Source organism: Streptomyces sp. NPDC020379 (assembly GCF_044387105.1).
GTDB lineage: Bacteria > Actinomycetota > Actinomycetes > Streptomycetales > Streptomycetaceae > Streptomyces.
Window position 1 is genome coordinate 23,074 of the sequence record NZ_JBIRVR010000032.1, and the last position, 22,137, is coordinate 45,210.

General features: G+C 74.9%; 14 protein-coding genes. 8 read left to right on the plus strand and 6 right to left on the minus strand.

Translation table 11 applies throughout. From position 1 onward, the window contains the following. Positions 1-60 precede the first annotated feature (60 nt). Positions 61-1,248 carry a hypothetical protein gene (locus ACH427_RS29870; protein WP_398874495.1) on the plus strand — a complete coding sequence of 396 codons (1,188 nt, stop codon included), beginning with the start codon at positions 61-63 and terminating at the stop codon, positions 1,246-1,248. Here ACH427_RS29870 and ACH427_RS29875 read toward each other — a convergent pair. After that, a complete protein-coding gene (locus ACH427_RS29875) occupies positions 1,176-1,685 on the minus strand; it encodes a GtrA family protein (RefSeq protein WP_398874547.1) in 510 nt (169 codons plus the stop codon). The two genes, ACH427_RS29870 and ACH427_RS29875, sit on opposite strands and share 73 nt — an antisense overlap. Before the next feature lie 208 nt (positions 1,686-1,893). Between ACH427_RS29875 and ACH427_RS29880 the strand changes: the two genes are divergently transcribed. The 6 genes from ACH427_RS29880 to ACH427_RS29905 are packed head-to-tail and all read left to right on the plus strand — an operon-like array spanning position 1,894 to position 10,566. Next, entirely contained in the window at positions 1,894-2,973 is a 1,080-nt protein-coding gene (locus tag ACH427_RS29880; RefSeq protein WP_398874497.1) for a sugar phosphate nucleotidyltransferase, read from the plus strand. 37 nt (positions 2,974-3,010) lie between these two features. Continuing rightward, on the plus strand, positions 3,011-3,817 hold the full coding sequence (locus ACH427_RS29885; RefSeq protein WP_398874499.1) for a polyprenol monophosphomannose synthase: 807 nt from the start codon (positions 3,011-3,013) through the stop codon (positions 3,815-3,817). Further along, the gene (locus ACH427_RS29890; RefSeq protein WP_398874500.1) at positions 3,792-5,336 is read left to right on the plus strand and encodes a hypothetical protein; all 1,545 of its coding nucleotides are present in this window, start codon (positions 3,792-3,794) and stop codon (positions 5,334-5,336) included. The genes ACH427_RS29885 and ACH427_RS29890 overlap by 26 nt, the downstream gene beginning before the upstream one ends. Continuing rightward, positions 5,333-6,601, plus strand: coding sequence for a glycosyltransferase 87 family protein (locus ACH427_RS29895; protein WP_398874502.1), 1,269 nt, complete (start codon positions 5,333-5,335; stop codon positions 6,599-6,601). The genes ACH427_RS29890 and ACH427_RS29895 overlap by 4 nt, the downstream gene beginning before the upstream one ends. Positions 6,602-6,604: 3 nt before the next feature. Then, a complete protein-coding gene (locus ACH427_RS29900) occupies positions 6,605-9,427 on the plus strand; it encodes a CDP-glycerol glycerophosphotransferase family protein (protein ID WP_398874505.1) in 2,823 nt (940 codons plus the stop codon). After that, entirely contained in the window at positions 9,424-10,566 is a 1,143-nt protein-coding gene (locus ACH427_RS29905) for a glycosyltransferase (protein ID WP_398874506.1), read from the plus strand. Before ACH427_RS29900 ends, ACH427_RS29905 begins: the two co-directional genes overlap by 4 nt. A gap of 441 nt (positions 10,567-11,007) precedes the next feature. Here ACH427_RS29905 and ACH427_RS29910 read toward each other — a convergent pair whose 3' ends face one another. Beyond that, the gene (locus tag ACH427_RS29910; protein ID WP_398874509.1) at positions 11,008-12,687 is read right to left on the minus strand and encodes a glycosyltransferase family 2 protein; all 1,680 of its coding nucleotides are present in this window, start codon (positions 12,685-12,687) and stop codon (positions 11,008-11,010) included. Positions 12,688-12,761: 74 nt separating this feature from the next. On the opposite strand from ACH427_RS29910, the gene ACH427_RS29915 reads away from it, so the two are divergent. Beyond that, positions 12,762-14,303 carry a glycosyltransferase family 39 protein gene (locus ACH427_RS29915; RefSeq protein ID WP_398874511.1) on the plus strand — a complete coding sequence of 514 codons (1,542 nt, stop codon included), beginning with the start codon at positions 12,762-12,764 and terminating at the stop codon, positions 14,301-14,303. 4 nt (positions 14,304-14,307) lie between these two features. Here ACH427_RS29915 and ACH427_RS29920 read toward each other — a convergent pair whose 3' ends face one another. The 4 genes from ACH427_RS29920 to ACH427_RS29935 all read right to left on the minus strand — a co-directional run bounded on the left by ACH427_RS29920 (position 14,308) and on the right by ACH427_RS29935 (position 22,016). Next, entirely contained in the window at positions 14,308-15,189 is an 882-nt protein-coding gene (locus tag ACH427_RS29920; RefSeq protein ID WP_398874513.1) for a carbohydrate ABC transporter permease, read from the minus strand. Then, a complete protein-coding gene (locus tag ACH427_RS29925) occupies positions 15,186-16,532 on the minus strand; it encodes a carbohydrate ABC transporter permease (RefSeq protein ID WP_398874515.1) in 1,347 nt (448 codons plus the stop codon). The genes ACH427_RS29920 and ACH427_RS29925 overlap by 4 nt, the downstream gene beginning before the upstream one ends. A gap of 15 nt (positions 16,533-16,547) precedes the next feature. After that, positions 16,548-17,927 carry an ABC transporter substrate-binding protein gene (locus tag ACH427_RS29930; RefSeq protein ID WP_398874517.1) on the minus strand — a complete coding sequence of 460 codons (1,380 nt, stop codon included), beginning with the start codon at positions 17,925-17,927 and terminating at the stop codon, positions 16,548-16,550. 717 nt (positions 17,928-18,644) lie between these two features. Next, a complete protein-coding gene (locus ACH427_RS29935; protein ID WP_398874549.1) occupies positions 18,645-22,016 on the minus strand; it encodes an FtsK/SpoIIIE domain-containing protein in 3,372 nt (1,123 codons plus the stop codon). Positions 22,017-22,137: the final 121 nt, after the last annotated feature.

Consider the following 22,137-nt stretch of genomic DNA (forward strand, 5'->3'; position numbering starts at 1 on the left):
CCGGGGGGAAATCCCCGGGGCCGCCCTTTTTGTCGGGTTGATTCGTGTTAAGAGAGTCCAATGAAGGTCGTCACACGAGTTGCCCCCGCCCCGGCGCCTCCGAAGGCCCTCCCCGACCATGCCGCGCGCCGGGAGGCGGCGCTGGCGGCCGTCCTCTATCTCGCCGTCGCGGCGGCCGGGTTCGCCGTCCTGTTGCTGATCAACCATCACCTCGGGCGCGGCGTGGAGCAGCTGCTGCGCCGCTGGGACAGCGGCCACTATCTGCACATCGCCAAGCGCGGCTATCCGGGTGAGATCCCCTACGACCCGGACGGGGAACCGAAGTTCAGCACCATCGCCTTCTTCCCGCTGGTGCCCGCCCTGATCCGGGCGGTGCACCTGCTGACCGGGCTGCCGTTCCCGTACGCCGGGGTGGCGGTCTCCTGGTGCGCGGCGGCGGTGGCCGCGGCCGGGGTCTACCGGCTGGTGCGCACGGTCGGGGGGCGGCCGGGCGCGGGGTACGCGTGCGTGGCGCTGTGGGCGTGTTCGCCGTACGCGTTCGCGCTGTGGGTGCCGTACTCGGAGGCGGTCTTCAGCGCCGCGCTCCTGTGGTCGCTGGTGGCCCTGCTGGAGCGCCGCTGGCTGACGGCGGCCGCGCTGTGCGTCCTGGCCGGTGGCGTACGGCCGACGGCCTCGGTGCTGATCGGCACGGTGATGCTGACCGCCGGGTGGGCGGTGATCCGGCGGCGGGACGGCTGGCGGCCGTGGGTGGCGCTGGCGGCGGCGCCGGCGGGGCTGCTGGGGAGCTGGCTGTTCCTCGGCGGCAAGGTGGGCCGGCTCGACGGGTGGTTCGAGGCGGAGCGCGCCTGGGACCAGCAGTTCGACTTCGGCCGGGCCACCGCGCACCTGCTGAAGGGGATGCTGCTCTACCACCACGCGGGCCACACCGGTGATCTGCGCGGCACGGTCGTGCTGGGGCTGCTGCTGCTCACGGCGATCGGGGTGGTGGCGCTGGCGCTGGACCGTCAGGTGCCGTGGCCGCTGGTCGCGCTGGTGGCGGGCGCGTGGGTGCTGATGGTGGGGACGCCCGGTTCGCCGCTGTCCAAGCCACGCTTCATGCTGCCGTTCCTGCCGGTTCTGCTGCTGTTGGTGGCCCGGCCGCTCGCGCGTGCTCCGCTTGGGGTGCGGGTGTGTCTCTACGGTGGAGGTGCGGTGGTCTCGGGGTGGTACGCGGCGGGGTTGCTCGTGCTGTTCGCGGGGTCGCCGTGAGGGGAGGGCTCGCCCGTACGGGGCGGCCGGGCCCGGCGCGGCAGCGCCCGGAACACCCAGGCGCGGTAGGACCAGAAGCGGAAGAGGGTGGCCGCGCCGATGCCGAGGAACTTGAAGAGGTTGCTCTGGAAGGGAGTGTCCCAGCCGAAGCCGTAGGTGGCGACGTAGAGCACGCCGTTCTCGATGACCAGCCCGACCGCGCTGAAGGCGGCGAAGAGGGCGATCTCCCGGCTGCGGTGGCTCTTGTCGCGGTCGCGGTAGGCGAAGTGGCGCAGCCCGACGTAGTTGAAGGCGATGGCGACCACGGTCGCGAGCACGCTGCAGCGGACGACGGGCAGGCCCGTGGTGGTGCGGCAGAGGTTGAAGACCGCGAGGTTGACGAAGATCCCCAGGCCGCCGACCGTGCCGAACTTCGCGAACTCCCGGCCGAGGGCCAGCAGCCGTGCCGCTCGGGAGGGGGGCGCCGCGCGCGGTGTGCCGGGCGCTCCGGGGCCGGGGGTGCCGGACCTCCTCGGTCGCAAGGGTCGCAAGGGCCTCTCCCATTACGTTCGCCACGCAAAGCAGACATTTGCCGCAGAGAACCGATTGTAGTGTAAATTGCCGCAAAAACTGACACAGTGCGAAGATGACGGCGAGGACAGTGGCATGACAGAGGCGGTACTGCTCGTCGGCGGCAAGGGGACCCGGCTCCAGCCGCTGACCCTCAACACGCCGAAGCCGATGGTCCCTGCCGCCGGGGTGCCCTTCATCGCCCACCAGCTGGCCCGCGCCAGAGCCGCCGGGGTCGGCCACGTCGTCCTGGCCACCTCCTACCTCGCCGAGGTCTTCGAGCCCTACTTCGGCGACGGCTCCGCCCACGGCCTGCGCCTGACCTATGTCACCGAGGACGAACCGCTGGGCACCGGCGGCGCGATCCGCAGCGCCGCGAGCGCCCTGACCTGCGGCCCCGGCGCACCCGTGCTCGTCTTCAACGGTGACATCCTCACCGGCCTCGACATCAGGGGCCTGCTGCGCCGGCACGAGCGGGCCCAGGCCGAGGTCACCCTGCACCTCACCCGCGTCGCCGACCCCCGGGCCTTCGGCCTCGTGCCCACCGGCCCGGACGGGCGCGTCCTGGCCTTCACCGAGAAGCCACAGCACCCGGAAGAGATCGTCACCGACCAGATCAACGCCGGTTGCTACGTCTTCCGGCGCGACGTCATCGACACCATCCCCACCGGCCGCCCCGTCTCCGTGGAGCGCGAGACCTTCCCCGGGCTGCTGGCCTCCGGCGCGCTGCTGCACGGCGTCGTCGACGCCTCGTACTGGCTGGACCTCGGCCGCCCCGCCTCCTTCGTCCAGGCGTCGGCCGACCTCGTGCGCGGCGTCGTGCGCTCCCCGGCCGTCCCCGGCGAACCGGGGGAGTTCCTGCTGCTGCCCGGCGCCCGTGTCGAGGCCGGCGCCCGCCTCGGCGGCGGCACGGTCGTCGGCGCGGGGGCGTACGTCGCGGCGGGCGCCGACATCGAGGGCTCCGTCGTCCTGGACGGCGCGCACGTCGAGGCGGGCGCCCGCGTGCGCGCCAGCATGATCGGCCAGGACGCCCGGGTGGGCCCGCGCACCGTGCTCGACGGCGTGGTGATCGGCGACCGTGCCACGATCGGCGCGGACAACGAACTCCGCGACGGTGCCCGCGTCTGGTGCGGCACGGCCATCCCCGACGCCGCCATCCGCTTCTCCGCCGCCTGAAACGGACCCCGCCGGCCACACCGACAAGGACAGGCACATGAGCGCAATCCGCACACCCGCCATGACCCCGCTCCCCACGGAGTGGGGGCGCACCGCGACGACCGTGGTGATGCCCACGTACAACGAGGCGGACAACCTCCCCGCCATGGCCGAGGCGCTCATGGCGCTGCCGCTGGAGGGGCTGCGGCTGCTCGTCGTCGACGACAACAGCCCCGACGGCACCGGCAAGATCGCCGAGGACCTGGCCGAACGGTACAACCGGCCGGACCGCGCCCGGATGTCCGTCCTGCACCGCACCACCAAGGACGGCCTCGGGCGCGCCTACGCCGCCGGCATGGCCCGCGCCGTCGACGAAGGGGCCGCGTACGTCGTCCAGATGGACGCCGACGGCAGCCATCCGGCCGACAAAGTCCCCGAGTTGCTCGGCGTCGCCCTCGCCACCGGGGCGGACGTCGTCGTCGGCAGCCGCTATGTCCCCGGCGGCACCCTCTCCGCCGCCTGGGGCCTCCACCGCAGACTGCTCTCCCGCTGGGCCAACGCCTACGCCAGCACGATCCTGGGCACCCGCGTCCGCGACATCACCAGCGGCTTCAACCTCTGGAGCGCGGAGGCCCTGCGCGCCATCGACCTCGCCACCGTCGGCAGCGCCGGATACAGCTTCCAGGTCGAGATGAAATACCGGGCCCTGCGCGCCGGGCACATCGTCATGGAGGTGCCGATCCACTTCGAGGACCGCACCGTCGGCGAGTCGAAGATGAACCTGGCCGTGCAGCTCGAATCCGTGGCCATGCCATGGCGACTGCGCGCGAGGGCCGCCCGTGCCGCCGACGGCCGCGCCCGCTGAGCGCACGGCCCCGCGCACCGCCGGGGCCCCTGGGTCCGGCCCGCGCGCCCCGCGCCGGGCGCTCGCGGCCTGCGTCCTGCTGCTCGCCGCCCTGCTGCTGCTCATGGTCGTACGCCTGCCCTGGGCCGGCGATCTGGGGATGCACGCCGCCGTCCTGGAACGGCTGCGCGCCGACCCGCTCCACCCCGGCAACCCCCTGGTGCGCGCGGACACCTCCAGCCCCTACTACTCCCCGTGGGCTCTCCTGCTGGCCCTGGCCGCCTCCGTGACCGGCTGGAGCACTTTCACCGTGCTGCGCCTGGGCGGCCTCGCCGGACTCGCGCTGCTGGGCACCGGCATCGCCGCCTTCGTCCGCACCTTCACGCGCGCATGGGCGGCGGTCCCGCTGGCGCTGCTGTGCGTCCTCTTCCTCCACGGGGTGCGGCTGTTCGCGTGGAGCGGCTTCCCCGGCCTGGTCTCGCTGTCGCTCACCCTCGCCTACCCCAGCACCCTCGCCCTCGGCCTCGCCTTCCATCTGTGGGCGCTGCTGCGCGGGGCGCTCGCCGCAGGCCGGGGCCCGGCCCGCTTCCTCGCGCTCGGGCTGCTGCTGGCGTGCGTCCTGCTCGTCCACCAATTCACGGGCGCGGTCGCCGTGCTGGGCGCCACCGCGATCCTCCTGGGCACCCGGCCATGGCCCCCCGCCGCGGTGTGGGTACGGGTGGGCGTCGCGGCCGTGCCGGCCGTCGCGGTGCTCGCCTGCTGGCCGTACTACTCCTTCTTCTCGCTGCCCGGCGCGGGCGGCCTCGACGACATCCACCGGCCGCTCTACGACCACCTCGCGACGAAGTTCGGCCTGGCGGCCCTCGGCGTGCCGGCCCTCGCGGCGCGCTGGTGGCGCGACCGCCGCGACCCGCTGGTGCTCTTCTGCGGGCTCGGCCTGCTGGTCTTCGCGGCGGGCGGACTCGCCGGGCACCAGGCGTGGGGGCGGATCCTGCCCGCCGCGCTCCTGCCCGCCCAACTCGCCCTCGCCGTCGAGATCGCCGACGGCGCCCACCGGCGGCTCCGCGCCGCCCTCGTGCCCCTGACGGCGGCCGCGCTGCTGGCGGGCGCGTGGACCCAGGCCGGGGCGCTGTCGTACGTCCTGCGGCCCGCCGCCCTCCCGCCGCCGCTGCGCCGGGTGCACACGATCGCGCTCTGGCCGCGCTTCGACTGGGCGGCGCGCGCGATGCCCCGGGGTGCCACGGTGATGACCGACAACTACTACGCGCTGCGCACCGTCCCCGCCTACGGCCCGTACACCGTCGCCCCCGCCTACCCCGACGTCTTCCTCCGTGACGAACAGCGCCGCCGGGACGCCACCCGCCGCTACTTCTCCCCGGCCGCATCCCGGGCCGAACGGCTCGGCATCCTCAAGGAGTTCGGCGCGCGCTGGGTGCTCCAGCGGAACGGCGGGCCGGGCCTGCCGCCGGACGACCCCGCGCTCAGGACGGCGGCGCGCGGACCCGGCGGCTTCGTCCTGTCGGAAGTGGTCGCATCGTGAGCGGCTCCCGGGGCGCGCCCGGCGTCGTCCACTCCCGGTGGCCCGGTTCCGCCGACGCCCCCGCCCGGTGGCTGCGCGGGCGCGCGCCCCGGCCGCTGCTCGCCGCCGCGCTGCTGGTGCTCGCGCTGGACGTCGCGCGGGTGCTGTCCGGCACCCGGACCGGCCTCGACAACGCCGTCGTGGTGCGCGCGGCACGCACCCTGCTGGACGGCGGCTCGCCGTACGCGGACAAGCGCTTCCTCTATCTGCCGGGCGCGGTCTTCGCGGCACTGCCGCAGACCCTGGCCGGGGAGCGCGCGCTGTTCTACGCGGTGCCGGTCGCGACCGCGCTGCTCGGACTGGCGGGCGTGCTCGTCTCGTTGCGGCTCTTCGGCGTGCGCGCCGACAGCCGGCTCGCGGCGGCGATGGTCGCCGGGCTCGGCGTGTTCGAACCGTTCCACGGCCTGGTCAGCCTCGGCAACTGGACGGTCCTCTCCGTCATCGCCTTCCCCGTCACTCTGCTCCTGGCCCACCGCGGGCGCTGGTGCGCGGCCGCGGTGGTCACCGGCGCGGCCGTCGCCCTGAAGCCGATGCTCGTGCCGCTGCTGCTCCTGTTCGTGCTGGCCCGCCGGTGGCGGGCGCTGGCCTGGGCCGTCGGCGTGCCCGTCGCGGTGTCGCTCGCGGCGGCGTCGGCGATGCCCCGGCCGGGCCGGTTCCTCACCCGGACGCTGCCGTTCCTGCTGCACGGACAGGACGCGTACGCCCGGCCGTTCGACGCCTCCTGGACGACCGTGCTGCCACGGCTCGGGGTGCCGTCACCGGTGGCCTTCGCGCTCGCCGGGGCCGCGGCGCTGACCGTGCTCGCCCTGGCCCGGCTGCGCTGGCGGGCCGGGGGAGACGAGCGGGCGCGGCTCGTGGAGTGCGCGTCCCTGCTGATGCTCGCGGCGTTCCTGATCTCCCGGCCGTCGTTCCAGCACTACATGCTCGTCGTCCTGCCGTCGCTGGCCGCCTCCGCGGTGGTGCGCGGTACGGCGGCGCGCTCGGCCTGGTGCTGGCTCCCGCTGCTCCCGGAGCTCGCCGCGGTGCGCTGGCCGTATCTGGACGGGGCGCGGAGACATGCCTTCCGCGACATCGTCATGATCACGGGCGTGACCGCGGCACTGGCCGTACGGGCCTGGCGCGGCCGGGCCGGGCCCGCCCGCGAGGTCACTGTCAGTGGTCGCGTCTACTCTTTCGGTAGTGATCCCGATGCCGGTGATCACCTGGACCGCTCGGAAACGGGGTGAAGTGTGAGCACTGTGCGACGGCCCGCCCGGCAGGGCCCTGACGTCAGTGTCGTGGTGATCGCCTACAACGACGCCGAACGGCTGCCGCGCGCCGTGCGGTCCGTGCTCGGCCAGTCCCTGCGCGCCCTCGAAGTGATCATCGTCGACGACTGCTCGGCCGACGGCACCTTCGCCGCCGCGTGCGAGCTGGCCGAGGCCGACCCCCGGGTGCGCGCCCTGCGGCTGCCCGCCAACAGCGGCGGCTGCGGCGCCCCGCGCAACGCGGGCATCGAGGCGGCCCGCGCGCCCCACGTGATGTTCCTCGACAGCGACGACGAACTGCCCTACCACGCCTGCAAATCCCTGCTGCTCACCGCCGAGGAGACCGGCGCCGACCTCGTCACCGGCGAGGTCACCCGCTTCTTCGAGGAGACCGGCAGCACCGGCCTGTGGTATCCCGAACTCTTCGACGACGCCCACGTCTTCGACGGCATCCGCGCCGCGCCCCGGTACTTCCTGGACGCCCTGTCCACCAACAAGCTCTACCGCGCCGACTTCCTCGCCCGGCACGGCCTGCGCTTCCCCGAAGGCGTGCACTACGAGGACTCCCTCTTCAGCGCCCAGGCCCTCACCCACGCGCGCCGCTTCGCCGTCGTCCCCTGGCCCGTCTACACCTGGTGGCTCGCCGCCGACCCCGCCACCCCCTCCATCACCGCGGGCCGGCACCGGATCGAGAGCGTGCGGGACCGCGTCGCCGTGGCCGGGCTCGTCGACGCCTTCCTCCGGGAGACGGGCAACGCCGACCTCAAGGCGGCCGCGGACGAGAAGTTCCTCCGCCACGACCTGCGCCTCTATCTGGGCGACCTGCCCTTCCGCGACCACCGCTGGACCGCGGAGTTCGCCGCCGTCGTCACGCCCCACCTGCGCACCCTCGCCCCCGAGGCCCACGCCGCGCTGCCCCGCGAACAGCAGATCTGTCACTATCTGCTGGGCGCCGGGCGGTTCGCCGAGGCCGCCGAGTGCGCGCGCACGCTCGACCGCCCGCACCTCGCCCCCCGCCACGTCGTCCGCGCCGCCGGGCGGATGTACTGGGGGCCGCTCCCCCCGGCCGGCCCCGAGGCCGCCGCCGGCCTCGACATCACCGGATGGCACCTGGACGCGCAGCCGTTCACTGGCGGGCCCCTGCGCCACGAGGTGGCGCACATCGGCCCCGCCGGGCCCCTGCTGCGCGTCCTCCTGCACACCCACGACCCCGCGCGCCTGCTCCCCGACGCGGGCCCCGACACCGCCGAGCTGCGCGTCGCCACCACCGCGGAACCCCTCGCCGTGCCCTTCCGCTACGACCCGCCCCGCACCGGCGCGGACGGCCTGCCCGCCCCCCGCACCGCCACCATCGAGCTCGACCCGCGCCGGATCCCCCTCGGGGTCAAGGGATTCCGGGGCCGCCGCCACCCCGTGGTCGTCCTCGGCCGGATGGGTCTCACCCGCACCGACCCCCTGCTGGTCCCCGGCGACCTCACCTCCCTCACCCTGCACCTGGCGCGTCACCGGCTGCGCGTCGGCCGCGAGGAGCGGGACGCCGGGCGGCTCGAACTGACCTGGGAGCGCACGGGATTCCTCGGCCACGCCGAGGCCGCGGCGCCGCGCCTGCGCACCGTCCACCGCGGGCTCCACCGGCTCACCCGCCGCGTCACCGGCCCCCGCGCCAAGGTCCTCACCTACCACGAGCTGCAAAGGCTCCCCATCGACGACGAACTGGTCGTCTTCGAGGCCATGGAGGGCCGCGGCTACACCGACAGCCCCCGCTACCTCCACGAGGAACTCCTGCGCCGCGGCCTCCCGCTGCGCGCCGTCTGGTCGTACACGGGCAGCCGCTCCTCCTACCCCGAGGGCATCCCCCTGATCAGACGGGGCAGTTGGGAGTACGTCCGCACCGTCGCCCGCGCGCGCTACTGGGTCGATTCGCACGGCTTCCCCGTCCCCTACGGAAAGCGTCCCGGCACCCGCTATCTCCAGACCTGGCACGGGCAGGCGTTCAAGCACATGGGCTTCGACGTCCCCGGACTGCGCCTGGCGGGCGCCGAGCGGCGGCGCCTGCACCGCGAGACGGTGGCCCGCTGGGACGCCCTCATCGCGCCCAGCGAGGAGTTCGAGAAGACCTTCGTCCGGGCCAACGGCTACACCGGCGAGCTGCTGCGCACCGGCCTGCCCCGCAACGACCCGCTCGTGCGCGGGCACGAACCCGAGCAGCGCGAGCGCGCCGCCGTCACCCGCGAGCGGCTCCAGATCCCGCCTGGCCGCAAGGTGCTGCTCTACGCCCCGACCTTCCGCGACGGGACGCGCGGCGGCGAGTCGATCCGGGTCGATCTGGACGGGCTGGTGCGGCGCACCGGCGAGGAGTGGATGATCATCGTCCGCCCGCACTACTACGAACGCTTCACGGTGCCCCGCGAGCTGGGCCACGCGGTGCGCGACGGACGGGAGTTCCTCGATGTGAACGACCTGCTGCTCGCCTCCGACGCCCTGCTCACGGACTACTCCTCGGTGATGTTCGACTACGCGAACCTGGGGCGGCCCCTCCTCTTCTACGCCGACGACTACGACCGCTACCGCTCCCTGACGCGCGGCACGTACTACGACCTGACCGAGATCGCCCCCGGCCCGCTGCTCGGCACGGTGGACGAGCTGGCGGCGGCGCTCACGGACCTGGACGCGGTCCGGGAGGAGTGGGCGGGGGCGTACGAACGGTTCCGGACCCGCTTCAACCCCTACGCGGACGGCCGGGCCGCCGAGGGTGTGGTCAAGCTGTTCTTCGAGGGCGGCCGGGCGGGAGGCGGCGGGCGATGACGGCGCGCGATCTGTTCCTCGTCGGCATCGACGTCGACTCCATGGGCGGCTCCCAGCGGGTCCTGCACACCCTCGCCCAGGGCTTCGCGGAGCGCGGGCACCGCGTGGAGCTCATCGGGATCCGGCCGAGCCCCGAACCCCACGTCTATACGCCCGACCCCGCCTACGGGCACACCACCCTCTACTCCGCGCCGGCGGCGCCCCCCTGGCGGGCCGGCTCCTTCGCCGAGCGGCTGAGCCCCGCCCGGACGCGCGCCGCCCGCGCCGAGCGGCGCGAGCGGGACCAGGCCCGCAGGCACCTGGCCGCCCGCTTCGCCCGGGTGCCGGACGGGCTGGTGATCATCGGCTCGCCCTGGGCGGCGGACTGGCTGGACGAGGTCCCGTGGCGCCACCTCAAGGGCATCGGGCAGTACCACGAGTCCTTCCTCCAGGCGTGCGCCTCGGAGAACCTCCAGCTGATCCTGCGGCACTATCCGGCGTTGGAGAAGTCGGTGTTCCTGAGCGAGCCGGACGCCGCGGAGTTCCGCCGCAGGAGGCTGCCCAACGCGACGGTCCTGCCCAACCCGCTGCCCTTCGACCCCGGCCCGCCCGCGCCCCTGGACACCCGGCGGATCGGCGCGGTGGGCCGCCTGGAGGAGGTCAAGCGGCTGGACCGGCTGCTGGACGCGTTCGCCGTCGCGGGCGCGGCGGAGCCCGGCTGGGAGCTGCACTGCTTCGGCGACGGCCCGCTGGAGCCCGAACTGCGCGCCCGCGCCGAGCGGCTGGGTATCGGGGACCGGGTGCGGTTCCGGGGCAGCGTGCGCGACATGGCCGCCGCCTACCGCGAGCTGTCGGTCGTGGCCCTCACCAGCGAGCGCGAAGGCCGCCCGATGGCACTGGCGGAGGCGTCCGCCGTGGGCGTGCCGTGCGTCAGCTTCGACCTGTCCGGCGGTGTGCGGGAGTTGGTCGCCCACGGCCGCACGGGCTCGCTGGTTCCCCCCGGCGACACGGCGGCCTTCGCCGAGGCGCTCCGGCGGCTGATGGCCGACGCGGCGCTGCGCCGGCGGTACGGGCGGGCGGCCCGCGCGCATGTCGCGTCCCTGCGGCTGGAGGACGTGCTGGAGCGCTGGGAGGCGCTGTTCGCGGAGATCGACCGGTAGGGGGGGGGCGGGGTGGTGGGGGTTGCTCGCTGTTGTCGCCTGCGGGTTCGTTGCCGCCTGCGGCGGGAGCGGCCTTGGGGGACCCCCCGGACGGAGTCCGGGGGAGCGTCCTCAATCGCCGGACGGGCTGGGGGTGTGGGGTTCTTCGCCGTCGTCGACGGCGGGGCCGCGCCGCGGAGGGGCCACGCGGGACTGCTTTGCTTTACGTCCCGCGCGACCCCTGCGCGGCCCTGCCCCTCGCGTGCGTGGACGGCCCCAGGGCCCGGAGGGACGTCAGGGCTTCGGGGTGCTCCATCAGCCCGTCCGGCGTTTGAGGACAAGCGGCGAAGCCGCTTGGGGGGTCTGGGGCACCGCCCCGGTTCCGGGAAGGGGCGGGGCGGGGGAAAGGGGCCCACCGGCCCGCACCTGAGCCCTTACCCGGGGCGGAGCCCCGACCCCGCGTCAGGCGCGGCCAGGAAGCCGCGAAGCCCGGGAGAGGACCCGCCACAGCCGTGGTGCGACGGCCGCCACCCCGGCCGGCCCCGCCGCCACGCGCAGGGCCAGGGAGCCGGTGGTCGTGGCGTACGGCCGGGCCAGCAGGAGGCCGAAGCGGCGGCTGGGCAGGGCGGTCCGGCGCGGTGTGCGGCCCGTGGCGCGGACGGACGTGCGGAAGGAGCCGCCCGACGCCAGGTGCGGCCGCACGCGGATGTCCCAGGACTGCGGGGCCGCGCCCGCGCCGTCGCGGATCCCCAGCCGGGTGAGCCGGCTGAGGCGGAGCGGCAGCCGCACGGTCCAGAGCGGGCCGCCGCCGGCCAGGGCGCTGGTCAGGGGGACGGTGCGGCGGAGGGTCGCCGTGCCGTTCCGGTGGCGCAGTTCGACATCGATGGTGCGGGGCGGGTCGGCGGCGAGCCGCCCGTGCAGGTCGTGGACGCTCAGCCGCAGTTCGCCGCGCAGGAGCCGCAGTTCGGCGTCCACGGTCACCGGGAGCTGCGCGAGGGGCACGGCCGCCGGGTCGGTGAGGCCGTCCAGGGGCGCGCCGGGGAGGTCCGCCGCCCACACCGGGTCGCCGCCCCGCTCCGCGTAGGGCGGCGGCAGCCGGGCCGGGCGGGCGGCGAGCTGGGCGAGGCGGCCGAGGTCGCGCGGCGCGTCCGAGGCCAGGATCACACGGGCGATCCAGCGGGCCGGGGCGCGGGCCGCGACCAGCTCCGCCTCCTCGTACGTGGCGAGATAGCCGCGGGTGATCCGCCACCACGCGTGCCGGTAGCCGAGGCCGCGCACGGGCAGTTCGCGGACGTACATCCGCAGGTCGTGGTCGAGGAACTTCACCCGCGCGGCCCGGGCCAGCGGTTTGCTGCCCGCGTCGCGGAAGACGTCCACGCTGCGCCGGTGGGCGCGGACGCGGGCCTGCCAGTTGGCGACGCGCTCGCGGTCCAGGGAGATCGAGGGCGCGGCGGCGCCGCGGCGCACGTGCCAGACGTAGACGGTGTCGGGCACGGTCGCGATGCGCGGCGCCGCGGCCAGCACCCGCGCGGTGAAGACGAAGTCCTCGTAGATGAACGGCCCTTCGGGGAAAGCGATGGCGTGCTCGGCGAGGAAGGCGCGCGAATAGAGCTTGTTGACGCAGAGGGTGTCATGGAGGAGCGCGGGGCGCTCCTCGGGCGGGCGGGCGCCGGCCCGCCGGTAGAGGCCGGGCTGCCAGCGGGTCTCGCGGCCCTCGGGCAGCTCGCGGCGTACGCACAGACCGGCCGCCACCGGCGCCCGGTGCCGCAGCGCGGCCCGCAGCAGGGCCTGGACGGCGCCGTCGGGCAGCGTGTCGTCGCTGTCCAGGAACATCACGTACGGCGCGGTCGCGGCCCGTACGCCGTCGTTGCGCGGGGCGCCGCAGCCGCCGCTGTTGACGGCGCGGTGGATGACCCGCAAGCGGGGCTCCCCGGCGGCCAGCGCGTCGAGCAGCGGGCCGGTGCCGTCGGTGGACGCGTCGTCCACGGCGATCACCTCGGCCACCGCCGGGCCCTGGGCGAGGGCCGAGCGCACGGCGTCACCGATGTGGGCCGCGTCGTCGAAGCCGATGACGATCACGCAGACCCGCGGGGCGGCGGGCGGTTTCCGGGACTCGCTGTCGTCTGCCTCCACGAAAGCCATTTTTACCTACGAAACATCACCATCGGGGATATTCACGGCCCGGGCGTGGCCGGGCGGGACACGGAGGGGCCGGGATGCGGACAGTGCTGGTGAGGAGGGCCCGTGCGGCCGGAGGGGAGCCGGCCGCCCCCGGGCCGGTGCCGGAGCCCGTGCGGCGCGCCGGCCGGCGCGCCGCCGTGCTCGTCCCCGCGGCCGTGATGCTCGGCATCGGCCTGTGGGGGCTGGACCGGGGCACGATGTGGCGGGACGAGAGCGCCACCTTCCAGGTGGCCCGCCGCTCGGTGCCGCAGATCCGGCACCTGCTGGGCAGCGTCGACGCCGTCCACGGCCTCTACTACCTGCTGATGCACTGGGTCCTCGCCCTGCGCGCCGACGAGATCGCGCTGCGGCTGCCGTCCGTCGTCGCCTCGGCGGCCACGGCCGCGCTCGTCGGCGCGCTCGGCAGCCGCCTCGCCCGGCCCCGCGTGGGTCTGTGGGCCGGGCTGCTCTACGCCGTCACCCCCTTCGTCAGCCACTACGCCCAGGAGGGCCGCTCGTACGCCCTGGTCGCCGCCGGGGCCGCGCTCGCGACCTGGCTGCTCGTGCGCGCCGTCGAGGACGGCGGGCGCGGGCGGTGGGCCGGCTACGGCGTGGTGGTCGCGGTCACCGCGCTGCTGCACGAGTTCGCGATCCTGCTCCTTGCCGCGCACGCGCTGACCCTGCTCATCTCCCGGGTACCCGCGCGGATCTGGCGCGCCTGGGGCCGCGCGGCCGCCGCCGCGTGCGTCGCGCTCGCCCCGCTGGCGGTCCTCTCGCGCGGGCAGAGCGCCCAGGTCTCCTGGATCAGGACGCCCGGACCCGCCGAGGCGGAAGCGCTGCTGCGCTCCTTCGCGGGCCCCCGCGACCTCGTCCTCCTCGCCACGCTGCTGCTGATGACCGTGGCCCTCGCCGCCCCCGGCCCCCGCGGGAGCCGGCTCCACCTGAACGCCGTCGCGCTCCCCCTGGCGGTCCTCCCGCCCGTGCTCCTCTACGCGGCCGCGCAGTTCCAGCCGCTCTTCCTCGACCGCTATCTGCTGTTCTGCCTCGCCGGAGTGCCGCTGCTCGCCGCCGCCGGGGCCGACCGGATCCTCGGGGCGCTCCCATGGCGGCGGGCCGTGGCGGCGGCCGGGGTCCTCGCCGTCGCGGCGGCCTTCCTGTGGCAGCTGCCGCAGCAGGAGCGCGAACGGCTCCCCGTCAGCCGCGGCGACGAACTGGCCCCGGTGGCACGCCTGGTCGGCGGGGAGGCCCGGCCGGGCGACGCGGTGCTCTTCCTCCCGCTCCACGAGCGCCGCGTCGCGCTCGCCTACCCGCGCGACTTCACCGGGCTCCACGACCTCACCCTCAAGAGGTCGCCCGCCGCCTCCGGCACGCTCTTCGGCGAGGAGGTCCCGGCGGGGGAGCTGCGCACGCGGCTGGCGCGCCTGCGCCCGGGGGCGCGGGTGTGGGTGGTGGCGGACACCACCACGGTGGGCACGCCGTGGTTCCGGGCCCAGCGCCCGGAGTCGGCCAAGTGGGACGGACTCCGGGAGTTCTGCGCCGAGAAGTCCTCGGCCCACGTACGCGGGGGAGCGGTATCGCTGTACGTACGCCGTGGCTGAGGCCCTATTTCACGGCCCCCGCCATCACCCCGCTCACGAACTGCCGCTGGAACGCGAAGAAGACCGCCAGCGGCACCACCATCGACAGGAACGCGCCCGACGCGAGCACGTCGATGTTGTCGCCGAACTGGCGCACCTGCTGCTGGAGCGCCACCGTGATCGGCGGGTGCCCGCTGTCCGCGAAGATCAGGGCGATCAGCATGTCGTTCCACACCCACAGGAACTGGAAGATCCCCAGCGAGGCGATGGCCGGCCCGCCCAGCGGCAGCACGACCCGGGTGAACAGCCGCAGTTCGCCCGCTCCGTCCAGCCGCGCCGCCTCCAGCAGCTCGCGGGGGATCTCCGCGAAGAAGTTGCGCAGCAGGAAGACCGCGAAGGGCAGCCCGAAGGCCGTGTGGAAGAGCACCACGCCCGGCGTGCTCTCGAAGATGCCCAGCTTGTCGAAGAGCTTGGCCACCGGGATCAGCGCCACCTGCACCGGCACCACCAGCAGCCCCACCACCGCCATGAACCACCAGTCGCGGCCCGGGAAGTCGAGCCAGGCGAAGGCGTATCCGGCGAGCGCGCCGATCAGGATGACCAGCACCGTCGCGGGCACCGTGATCAGCGCGGTGGTCAGCAGGGAGCGCATCACCGTGTCGTTGTGGAAGAGATCGCTGTAACTGGACGTGGTGAGCTGCGCCGGGTGGGCGAAGACCTTCCACCAGCCGGAGCCCGTGATATCGGACTTGTCCCGCAGCGACGAGAGCAGCAGCCCCACCGTGGGCGTCAGCCAGAACAGCCCGACGGCGATCAGGAAGAAGCGCATGGCGCCCCCGCCCAGCCGGGCCGCGATCCGCGCGGGCAGCGACTGCCTGGCCCGTACGGCCGTGTCCACCGTGGTCATCGCTGCCGCTCCTTCCGGATCCGCCGAATATTGACCAGCATCACCGGGAGCACGAGCACCAGCAGGAAGACCGCGATGGCGCTGCCCACCCCCTGGTTGACGTCCGTGCCGAACGACGACTGATACAGCTGGAGGGCCAGGACGTTCGCCTTGTCGAGGCTCGCGCCCGGCGCGATGATGTAGACGAGGTCGAAGATCTTCAGCACATTGATCATGAGCGTGATGAGGACGACCGCCAGCACCGGCGCCAGCAGCGGCACGGTCACCCGGCGGAAGACCTGCCACTCGTTCGCGCCGTCCACCCGCGCCGCCTCCAGCAGTTCACGGGGCACGCTCGCGAGCCCCGCCGCGATGAGCACCATCGCGAAGCCCGCCCACATCCACACGTACGCCCCGATGATCGACGGGGTGACGAGGGACGGGCCGAGCCAGTCGATGCCGTTGTAGTGCGAGGCGAAGTTGGCGGCGGCCAGCCGCAGCCGCGCGCCGTCCGCGACGGCGGGCAGCGTGAAGGTGCCGTCGGACTCCGTCGTGGCCGAGGCGACGGCCGCGCCGTCCTTGACGGCCTCGACCTTCACCCCGCCCAGCGCCTTCTCACCCGCGTCGATCATGCCGGGCGTCCCGCCGCCACCCCGTGTGAAGTCCATCCACACGGTGCCGGTGACCTTCCCGGCCACGCCCCGCGCCGGGATGGCGTCCTTCGCGCCGCCCAGGTCCCCGGGCTTCACGCCCACCAGTGGCAGGGCGGCGGGCGTGCCCGCCTTCACCACCGACCGGGTGGTGAAGGCACCGCCGCTCGCCGTGAGCACCTTGTCGTTCACGGGGTGCGCGCCCGGGAAGGGCGCCGGCTTCGCGAACGTGTCGTGAATGCCCACCCACACGGCGTTCGCCACGCCGCGGTCCGGGTTCTGCTCGTAGACCAGCCGGAAGATGATGCCCGCGGCGAGCATCGATATCGCCATCGGCATGAAGACGACCAGCTTGAACGCCGTTCCCCAGCGCACCCGTTCGGTGAGCACCGCGAAGATCAGCCCGAGCGCGGTGGCGACGGACGGCGCGACGATCACCCAGATGACGTTGTTCTTCAGCGCCGTACGGATCCGGTCGTCCGTGAACACCTCATGGTAGTTGTCGACCCCCACGAAGCCGTGGCCCGAGGCGTCGAACAAGCTGCGGTAGACGGAATAGCCGATGGGATAGACGACGAGGGCGCCGAGCAGGGCCAGCGCGGGCAGCAGGAAACAGGCCGCCACCCACGGCCGGGTGCCCAGCACGCTGCGGGACTTCTTCGAGGGCGGTACGGCCGCCGGGGCCGCGGCGCCGCCCGCTGTCGCGGTCGACATGGGGCTCCCGTCCGTTCAGTTCCTGAACGCCTTGGCCGCGTCGGACTCCAGCTTCGCCTGGGTGCCCGCCACGTCACCCGGGTTCTTCAGGAAGTCCTGGAGGTCCTTCCACTCGCCCTGCCCCGGCTTGGCGCCGAAGGAGGCGGGGGCCTGGTCGGACATGTCGAAGCGGAAGTCGTCGCCCGCGGCGACGAGGGACTTCGCGATGCCCCGGAACACCTCGTCGGGGTACGCGGCGGGGTCGAGGTTCTTGTTCGCGGACAGGAAGCCGCCCTGGTGCGCCCAGATCGCGGCCGCGTCGGGGGAGGCGAGGAAGGTCAGCAGGGCCTGGGCGGCCTGGCCGTCCTTCAGCGCCACGCCGACGTCGCCGCCGGTCACCACCGGCGGCTTGGCGCCGACGGCCGGGAACGGGAAGACCTTGGCGTCCTTGCCGAGCCGCGCCTTGGCCCCGGCGATGTTCACGGCCGCGAAGTCGCCCTCGAAGACCATGGCGGCCTTCGCCTTGTCACCGCCGAGGAAGGTCTGGGTGACGGAGTCGGGGAACTGCGTCCCGATCGCCCCGCCGTTGCCGCCCGCCAGCAGCTCCTTCTTGCCCAGGAGCTGCCCGAGCGTGGTCAGCGCGTCCTTCACGGACGGATCCGTCCACTTGATGGCGTGCTTGGTGAGCTGGTCGTACTTCTCCTGGCCCGCCTGGGAGAGATAGATGTTCTCGAACCAGTCGGTGAGCGTCCAGCCGTCCGCGCCGGCGACCGACACCGGGGAGACGCCGAAGTCGGCGATCACCTGCGCGGTGTGCAGGAAGTCGGCCCACGTCCTGGGCTCCTTCGCGCCCGCCGCGTCGAAGATCTTGGTGTTGTACCAGACCAGGGACTTGTCGGCCGCCTTGAAATAGACGCCGTACTGCTTGCCGCCGTGCGAGCCGAGTTCCTGCCAGCCCTTGGCGAAGTTCTTGTCGAGCTGCGCGGTGACCTCACCGCTGAGCGGCTTCAGCCAGCCCTTCTCCGCGAACTCGTTCAGCACGCCCGGCTGTTGGAGCATCGCCACGTCCGGCGGGTCGCCGCCCGCGACCTTCGAACCGACGAAGGACGCCATGTCGTCACCGCTGGGCACGAACGACACCTCGGCGCCCGTGCGCTTGGAGAACTCGTCCAGCACCTTGGTGAAGTTCTTCTGCTCGTCACCCGTCCAGACGGCGGTCACCTTGAGCTTCTGCCCGCTGAGCTCGGGGAGTCGCACGGTCTGCGGGACCGCCCCGCCGCTGGTGCTCGCCGAGGGCTTGTCGTCGCTCTTGTCATCACTCCCGCAAGCGGCGGCGGTCAGGCCCAGTGCCCCCACCGCTACGAGTGCCAGTGCCCCGCGCGTCCCGCGCGCCGTACGTATGCTGCGCCGCCGCATTGCCGCCCCTCCCGTACGAGCTCCCCGCAGACGGCCGGGCTTGCCCGTCTCCCGTGCGACAGGTCTACGCCGGGTGGGGGGCTCCCGCAATAGCGTGTCGCGCGTCAAGTGGCTGATCGTGATGGGGCTGTGATGAGGCGTCAGGTGAGGGCGGGGGGTTGTGGGCCTGCCCTGCCCGCACTGGGCGCGTGCCCCAGGCCCCCGGCTGCGGGCCGGTTCACCGCCTGCGGCGGGAGCGGCCTGCGGCCGCGTCCTCAAGCGCCGGACGGGCTGGTTTGTTCCCCAGCCCCGCCCCTTCCCGAAACTGGGGGCAAGCCCCCAGACCCCCGCAACACGCTTCGCGCGTTGTCCTCAAGCGCCGGACGGGCTGAATGCGAACCCTGAAGCGGACACGTCCCGCACTTGCTCTCCGGTGGGAGGGGGTGGGGCTGGAGGGTGGGGTTCTGGAACGCGGTGCGTCGTCACGGCACTCAGAACGCAAAAGGGCACCCGCACCGCGTTCCAGGTCCCCAGCCCGGAAGACCCACCCCCGGCACCCACCACAAACCAGCCCGGCCGGCGCTTGAGGCCACCCCACAGAAAGCACAACGGACCCGCACCAGACAACGGCGAACCCGCAGGGCGCTCCCGCCGCAGGCGGCGACGGACCCGCACCAGACAACGGCGAGCCCGCAGGCCGCCCGACACGCACAACCCGCAACGCACCACCACTCACCCTCAAAGCAACGGCGGCGCCGCCTCCACCCCAGCCGACTGCGCCGCCCGCTGGAGCGCACTCGCCAGCAACGCCAGATCCGTAGGCCCATTGCCCAGCTCACGCAGCGGCCGTCGCGTCGGAGGGTCACCCATACGCGCCCAGTCCAACGGCACGACCGTAGGCCGCAGCGTCGCCGTCCGCGGGATGCGTCCCGTGACCCGGCCCGCCTGGAACGGCGTCGTGGCGTCGTCGTCCGGCCGCATCAGCCGGCCGCGGCCCGGCGCGGGGCCGCCCGTGCCGCTGCCGTCGCCCGGCGAACCGTCGGCCGAGGGCGGCGCGATCTCCAGCGCGGCGCGCAGCCCGGCCCGCTCGACGGCGGCCGTGTCGGCCGTACGGTCAGGGCGGCCGGACGCGGCCACGAGGTGCACGCCGAGCCGCTCGCCGTCGCGGGCGACGGCCTCCAGGGCCCGGACGACCGAACCCGCCGCGGGGCGGCCCGTGCTGCCCAGCGCGGGGGCGACCAGGGCGTCGAAGTCGTCGACGAGGACGACGAGCCGGGGCAGCGCCGTCTCGGCCGTGCGCGACGGACCGCCCTTCTGCGTACGGAGCTTGAGCGTGCCGCTCGGGGCCGTCTCCAGATCGCCGGTGGAGTCCGCCGGGCGCCGGGGCGCGACGACCTGCGGGGCGGCAGGGGCGGCAGGGGCGGCCGACGCGGCCGCCTGCGCGTGCCACGCGGCGAAGTCGAGCCGCCCCAGCAGCTCGGCGCGCCGCTTGAGCTCCGAGGTGAGCGCCTGCGCGAACTCCCGCATCCGCATGGGGTCGGCGGCCGCGAGATACGTCGACACGTGCGGCAGGTCCGTACAGAGCCGCAGGCCCTCGCCGCGCTCGGCGCCCGCGCCGTCGACCAGCACGAGCGAGAGCCGGTCGGGGCGGTCGGCGGCCGCGAGCGAGGCGGCGAGCGAGCGCAGCAGCTCGGTCTTGCCGCTGCCGGGGCCGCCCTCCACGAGCAGATGCGGCCCGTCGGCCGCCAGGTCCACCGCGAGCGGGCCGTGCGGTCCGGCGCCCAGCACGGCGACGGCGCGGCCGCCCGGCCGGGTGCCGCGGTCCGTGGCGGCCGCCCAACGGGCCGTCAGCGAGGCGGGCGTGGCTCGCGCGAGCCCCAGCTCGTCCAGCAGCCGGGCCGTGCGCGGCAGCGCGGCCACGACCCGGGACGCCTGCCCGTCCGCACCGCCCGAGTCCGCCATCCGCAGCGGCGCGAGGGCCCGAGCGAACCGCTCGGCCCATGCCGCCGAGACGGCGTCGACGGCCGCCACCACGGCGGCGCCGACCGGCTGTTCGCCCTGGCCGCCGCACGCCGCGACGGCGCCCCCGGCCGCGGCGCCCGCGTGCGCGTCCTGGTGCAGACCGTACGGATCCGGGCGGCCGGTGTGCAGCGGCTCCACCGCGGTGCCGGGGGCCGCCCCCGGCCCGAACGCGCCCTCGCCGTACGCCCTGTCGGCCGCCGGGGCCGGTGCCCGGTGGATGACCTGCACGACCGTGGCCACGTCGCCGCTCAGCAGCGCCACCACACCGCAGTGCGGGAACGCCGGTGCCGCGGCCCGCGCCGTCGCCAGCGTGGCGGAGACGGGGGAGGCGGGCGTGGTGGCCGGGGCGTCGGCCAGACAGATGAGGTGGATGCCCGCGGCCCGGCCGCCCGTGGCCAGCCGCGAGACCGTCTCCCGGAGATCGGCCGAACCCGGGTCGCCGTCCACGATCAGCACCGTGTGCGCCCCCGTGTGGCGCTCGGCGGCCGCGGTGACGGCCGCCGGGGGAGCGGCCGCCCAGTGCGGGCCCAGCGGGCCCTCGTCCAGCCGGCGCACGAGCTCGGCGACCCGGGCCACGGCCTGCTCGCGGTCGTACGCCACCAGCAGCCGGCAGTCCTGGCCGCGCACCGGCCGCAGCTGCGGCAGCCAGCTCAGCCAGGACCACTCCGCCAGCCGCTCCTCCGCCGACCGCGAGCGGTCCGCGCTGATGAGGACGAATTCCAGGGCCGCGGGCGAGTGCAGCGCCGCGAGCTGCGCGAGGACGGACCGGGCCAGCCCCGACAGCCGCCCCCGGGGCCCGGCCAGGCCGAGCGAACCGGCCTGGCGCAGCCCGACCGTCACCGGCACCGAGGTGAGCGGCGCGCTGCCGTCGGCGGTGTGCCGGTCGGCGGTGCCGAGCCGGACGGTCAGCAGGTCGGGGTGGTCCGGGCCACGCTCCCACAGACGCGGGCCCGGCCCGAGGACGGTCAGCAGCACGCTCGCCGGGTCGGGCCAGCGCTCGCGCAGGACGGCCGACTCCGCGCGGGCGCGCTCGGCCGCGTCCTCGGTGCCCCACTCGTCCGTGGTCAGGGGGCGGGTGACCGCGCCGCGCCCGCCGGCCAGCCGCCGGGCCCATGCGCCTATGCCGCGATTGCGGCCGCCCGCGCGCCTGCGCGCGTCGTCCGGGGCGTGCTCGTCGCTCTCCGCGTCCGCGGCCGTCACCGCCGCGCCCAGCGGGACGCCGCGGCCACCGTGGGTGACCGGGCTGCCGGGCGGGCTGTCGAAGGGACGGGCCGTCGCGCTGTCCGGGCCGAGGACCGCGGTGCCGAGGGAGGTGGCACCCGCCCTCGGGTCCGCCTGCGCCGGGCCGCCGGGCCCGCCCAGCCAGGCCCCGGCCACGGGCGCCCCCACGGGCCCGTGGGGCGGCTCGACGACGCCCACCCGCAGGTGGCCCTCGCCGTCGGGGGCGGCCGGGAGCACGCTCGGGGCGGCGTCCAGCGTGCCGTGCAGGCTCAGCACGGACTCACCCGCGCGCAGCAGCGCGCCGGAGGGATACACGACCGGCTCTTCCCCCACGGCCTCGCCGTCCAGGGTGGTGCCGTTGGTCGACCCCAGATCCCGCAGGGTCACGGTGCCGTCGTCGGCCAGGGTGACCGCGCAGTGCAGCCGGGAGACGTCCGGGTCGTCGAGGGGCACGTCCGCGGCGGTGGAGCGGCCGACGCTGACCTCGCCGCCGTGCAGCAGGTGCACGCCGCCCGCGTCCGGCCCGGAGACCACGTGCAGCCGGGCGGCGGCCTCCGGCGTGCCGGAGAGCAGCACGCCCGCGTGCCGCTCCGGATCGGCCGGGGCGCAGAGGGAGAGGACGGCGCCGTCGATCAGGGGCGGCTCGCCGAGCGCGCAGCGCTGGGCGTCGAGCCGCTCGGCCCCGGCGTAGACGACGACGGCGCCGCTGCCGAGATCGGAGCCGGCCGCGGCGACGGCCGCCGCGAGGCCGCTGGTCACACTGGCGAGGGCGGTGCCCGTGGGGGCGGTCACCAGGACGTCACAGGCGCGTGTGGCGTGCGTGGTGTGGCCGCTGAGCGGCCCGAGGACGGTCAGCCGGATCTGCATCGCCGTCAACGGTCCCTTCCTGCCCCTGCCGCGGCCGGGACAGCGGGCGCATCCGCCGCTTCCCCCACCGTGCACGGGCGCTTCGGCACGTACAGGTCACCACGTCGCGCGGGGCCCCGCT

Coding starts and splice junctions, on each gene's coding strand:
- ACH427_RS29935 (WP_398874549.1), bottom strand. CDS start 22,016: ATGCAGATCCGGCTGACCGTCCTCGGGCCGCTCAGCGGCCACACCACG.
- ACH427_RS29920 (WP_398874513.1), bottom strand. CDS start 15,189: ATGACCACGGTGGACACGGCCGTACGGGCCAGGCAGTCGCTGCCCGCG.
- ACH427_RS29915 (WP_398874511.1), top strand. CDS start 12,762: ATGCGGACAGTGCTGGTGAGGAGGGCCCGTGCGGCCGGAGGGGAGCCG.
- ACH427_RS29925 (WP_398874515.1), bottom strand. CDS start 16,532: ATGTCGACCGCGACAGCGGGCGGCGCCGCGGCCCCGGCGGCCGTACCG.
- ACH427_RS29870 (WP_398874495.1), top strand. CDS start 61: ATGAAGGTCGTCACACGAGTTGCCCCCGCCCCGGCGCCTCCGAAGGCC.
- ACH427_RS29885 (WP_398874499.1), top strand. CDS start 3,011: ATGAGCGCAATCCGCACACCCGCCATGACCCCGCTCCCCACGGAGTGG.
- ACH427_RS29910 (WP_398874509.1), bottom strand. CDS start 12,687: ATGGCTTTCGTGGAGGCAGACGACAGCGAGTCCCGGAAACCGCCCGCC.
- ACH427_RS29930 (WP_398874517.1), bottom strand. CDS start 17,927: ATGCGGCGGCGCAGCATACGTACGGCGCGCGGGACGCGCGGGGCACTG.
- ACH427_RS29880 (WP_398874497.1), top strand. CDS start 1,894: ATGACAGAGGCGGTACTGCTCGTCGGCGGCAAGGGGACCCGGCTCCAG.
- ACH427_RS29905 (WP_398874506.1), top strand. CDS start 9,424: ATGACGGCGCGCGATCTGTTCCTCGTCGGCATCGACGTCGACTCCATG.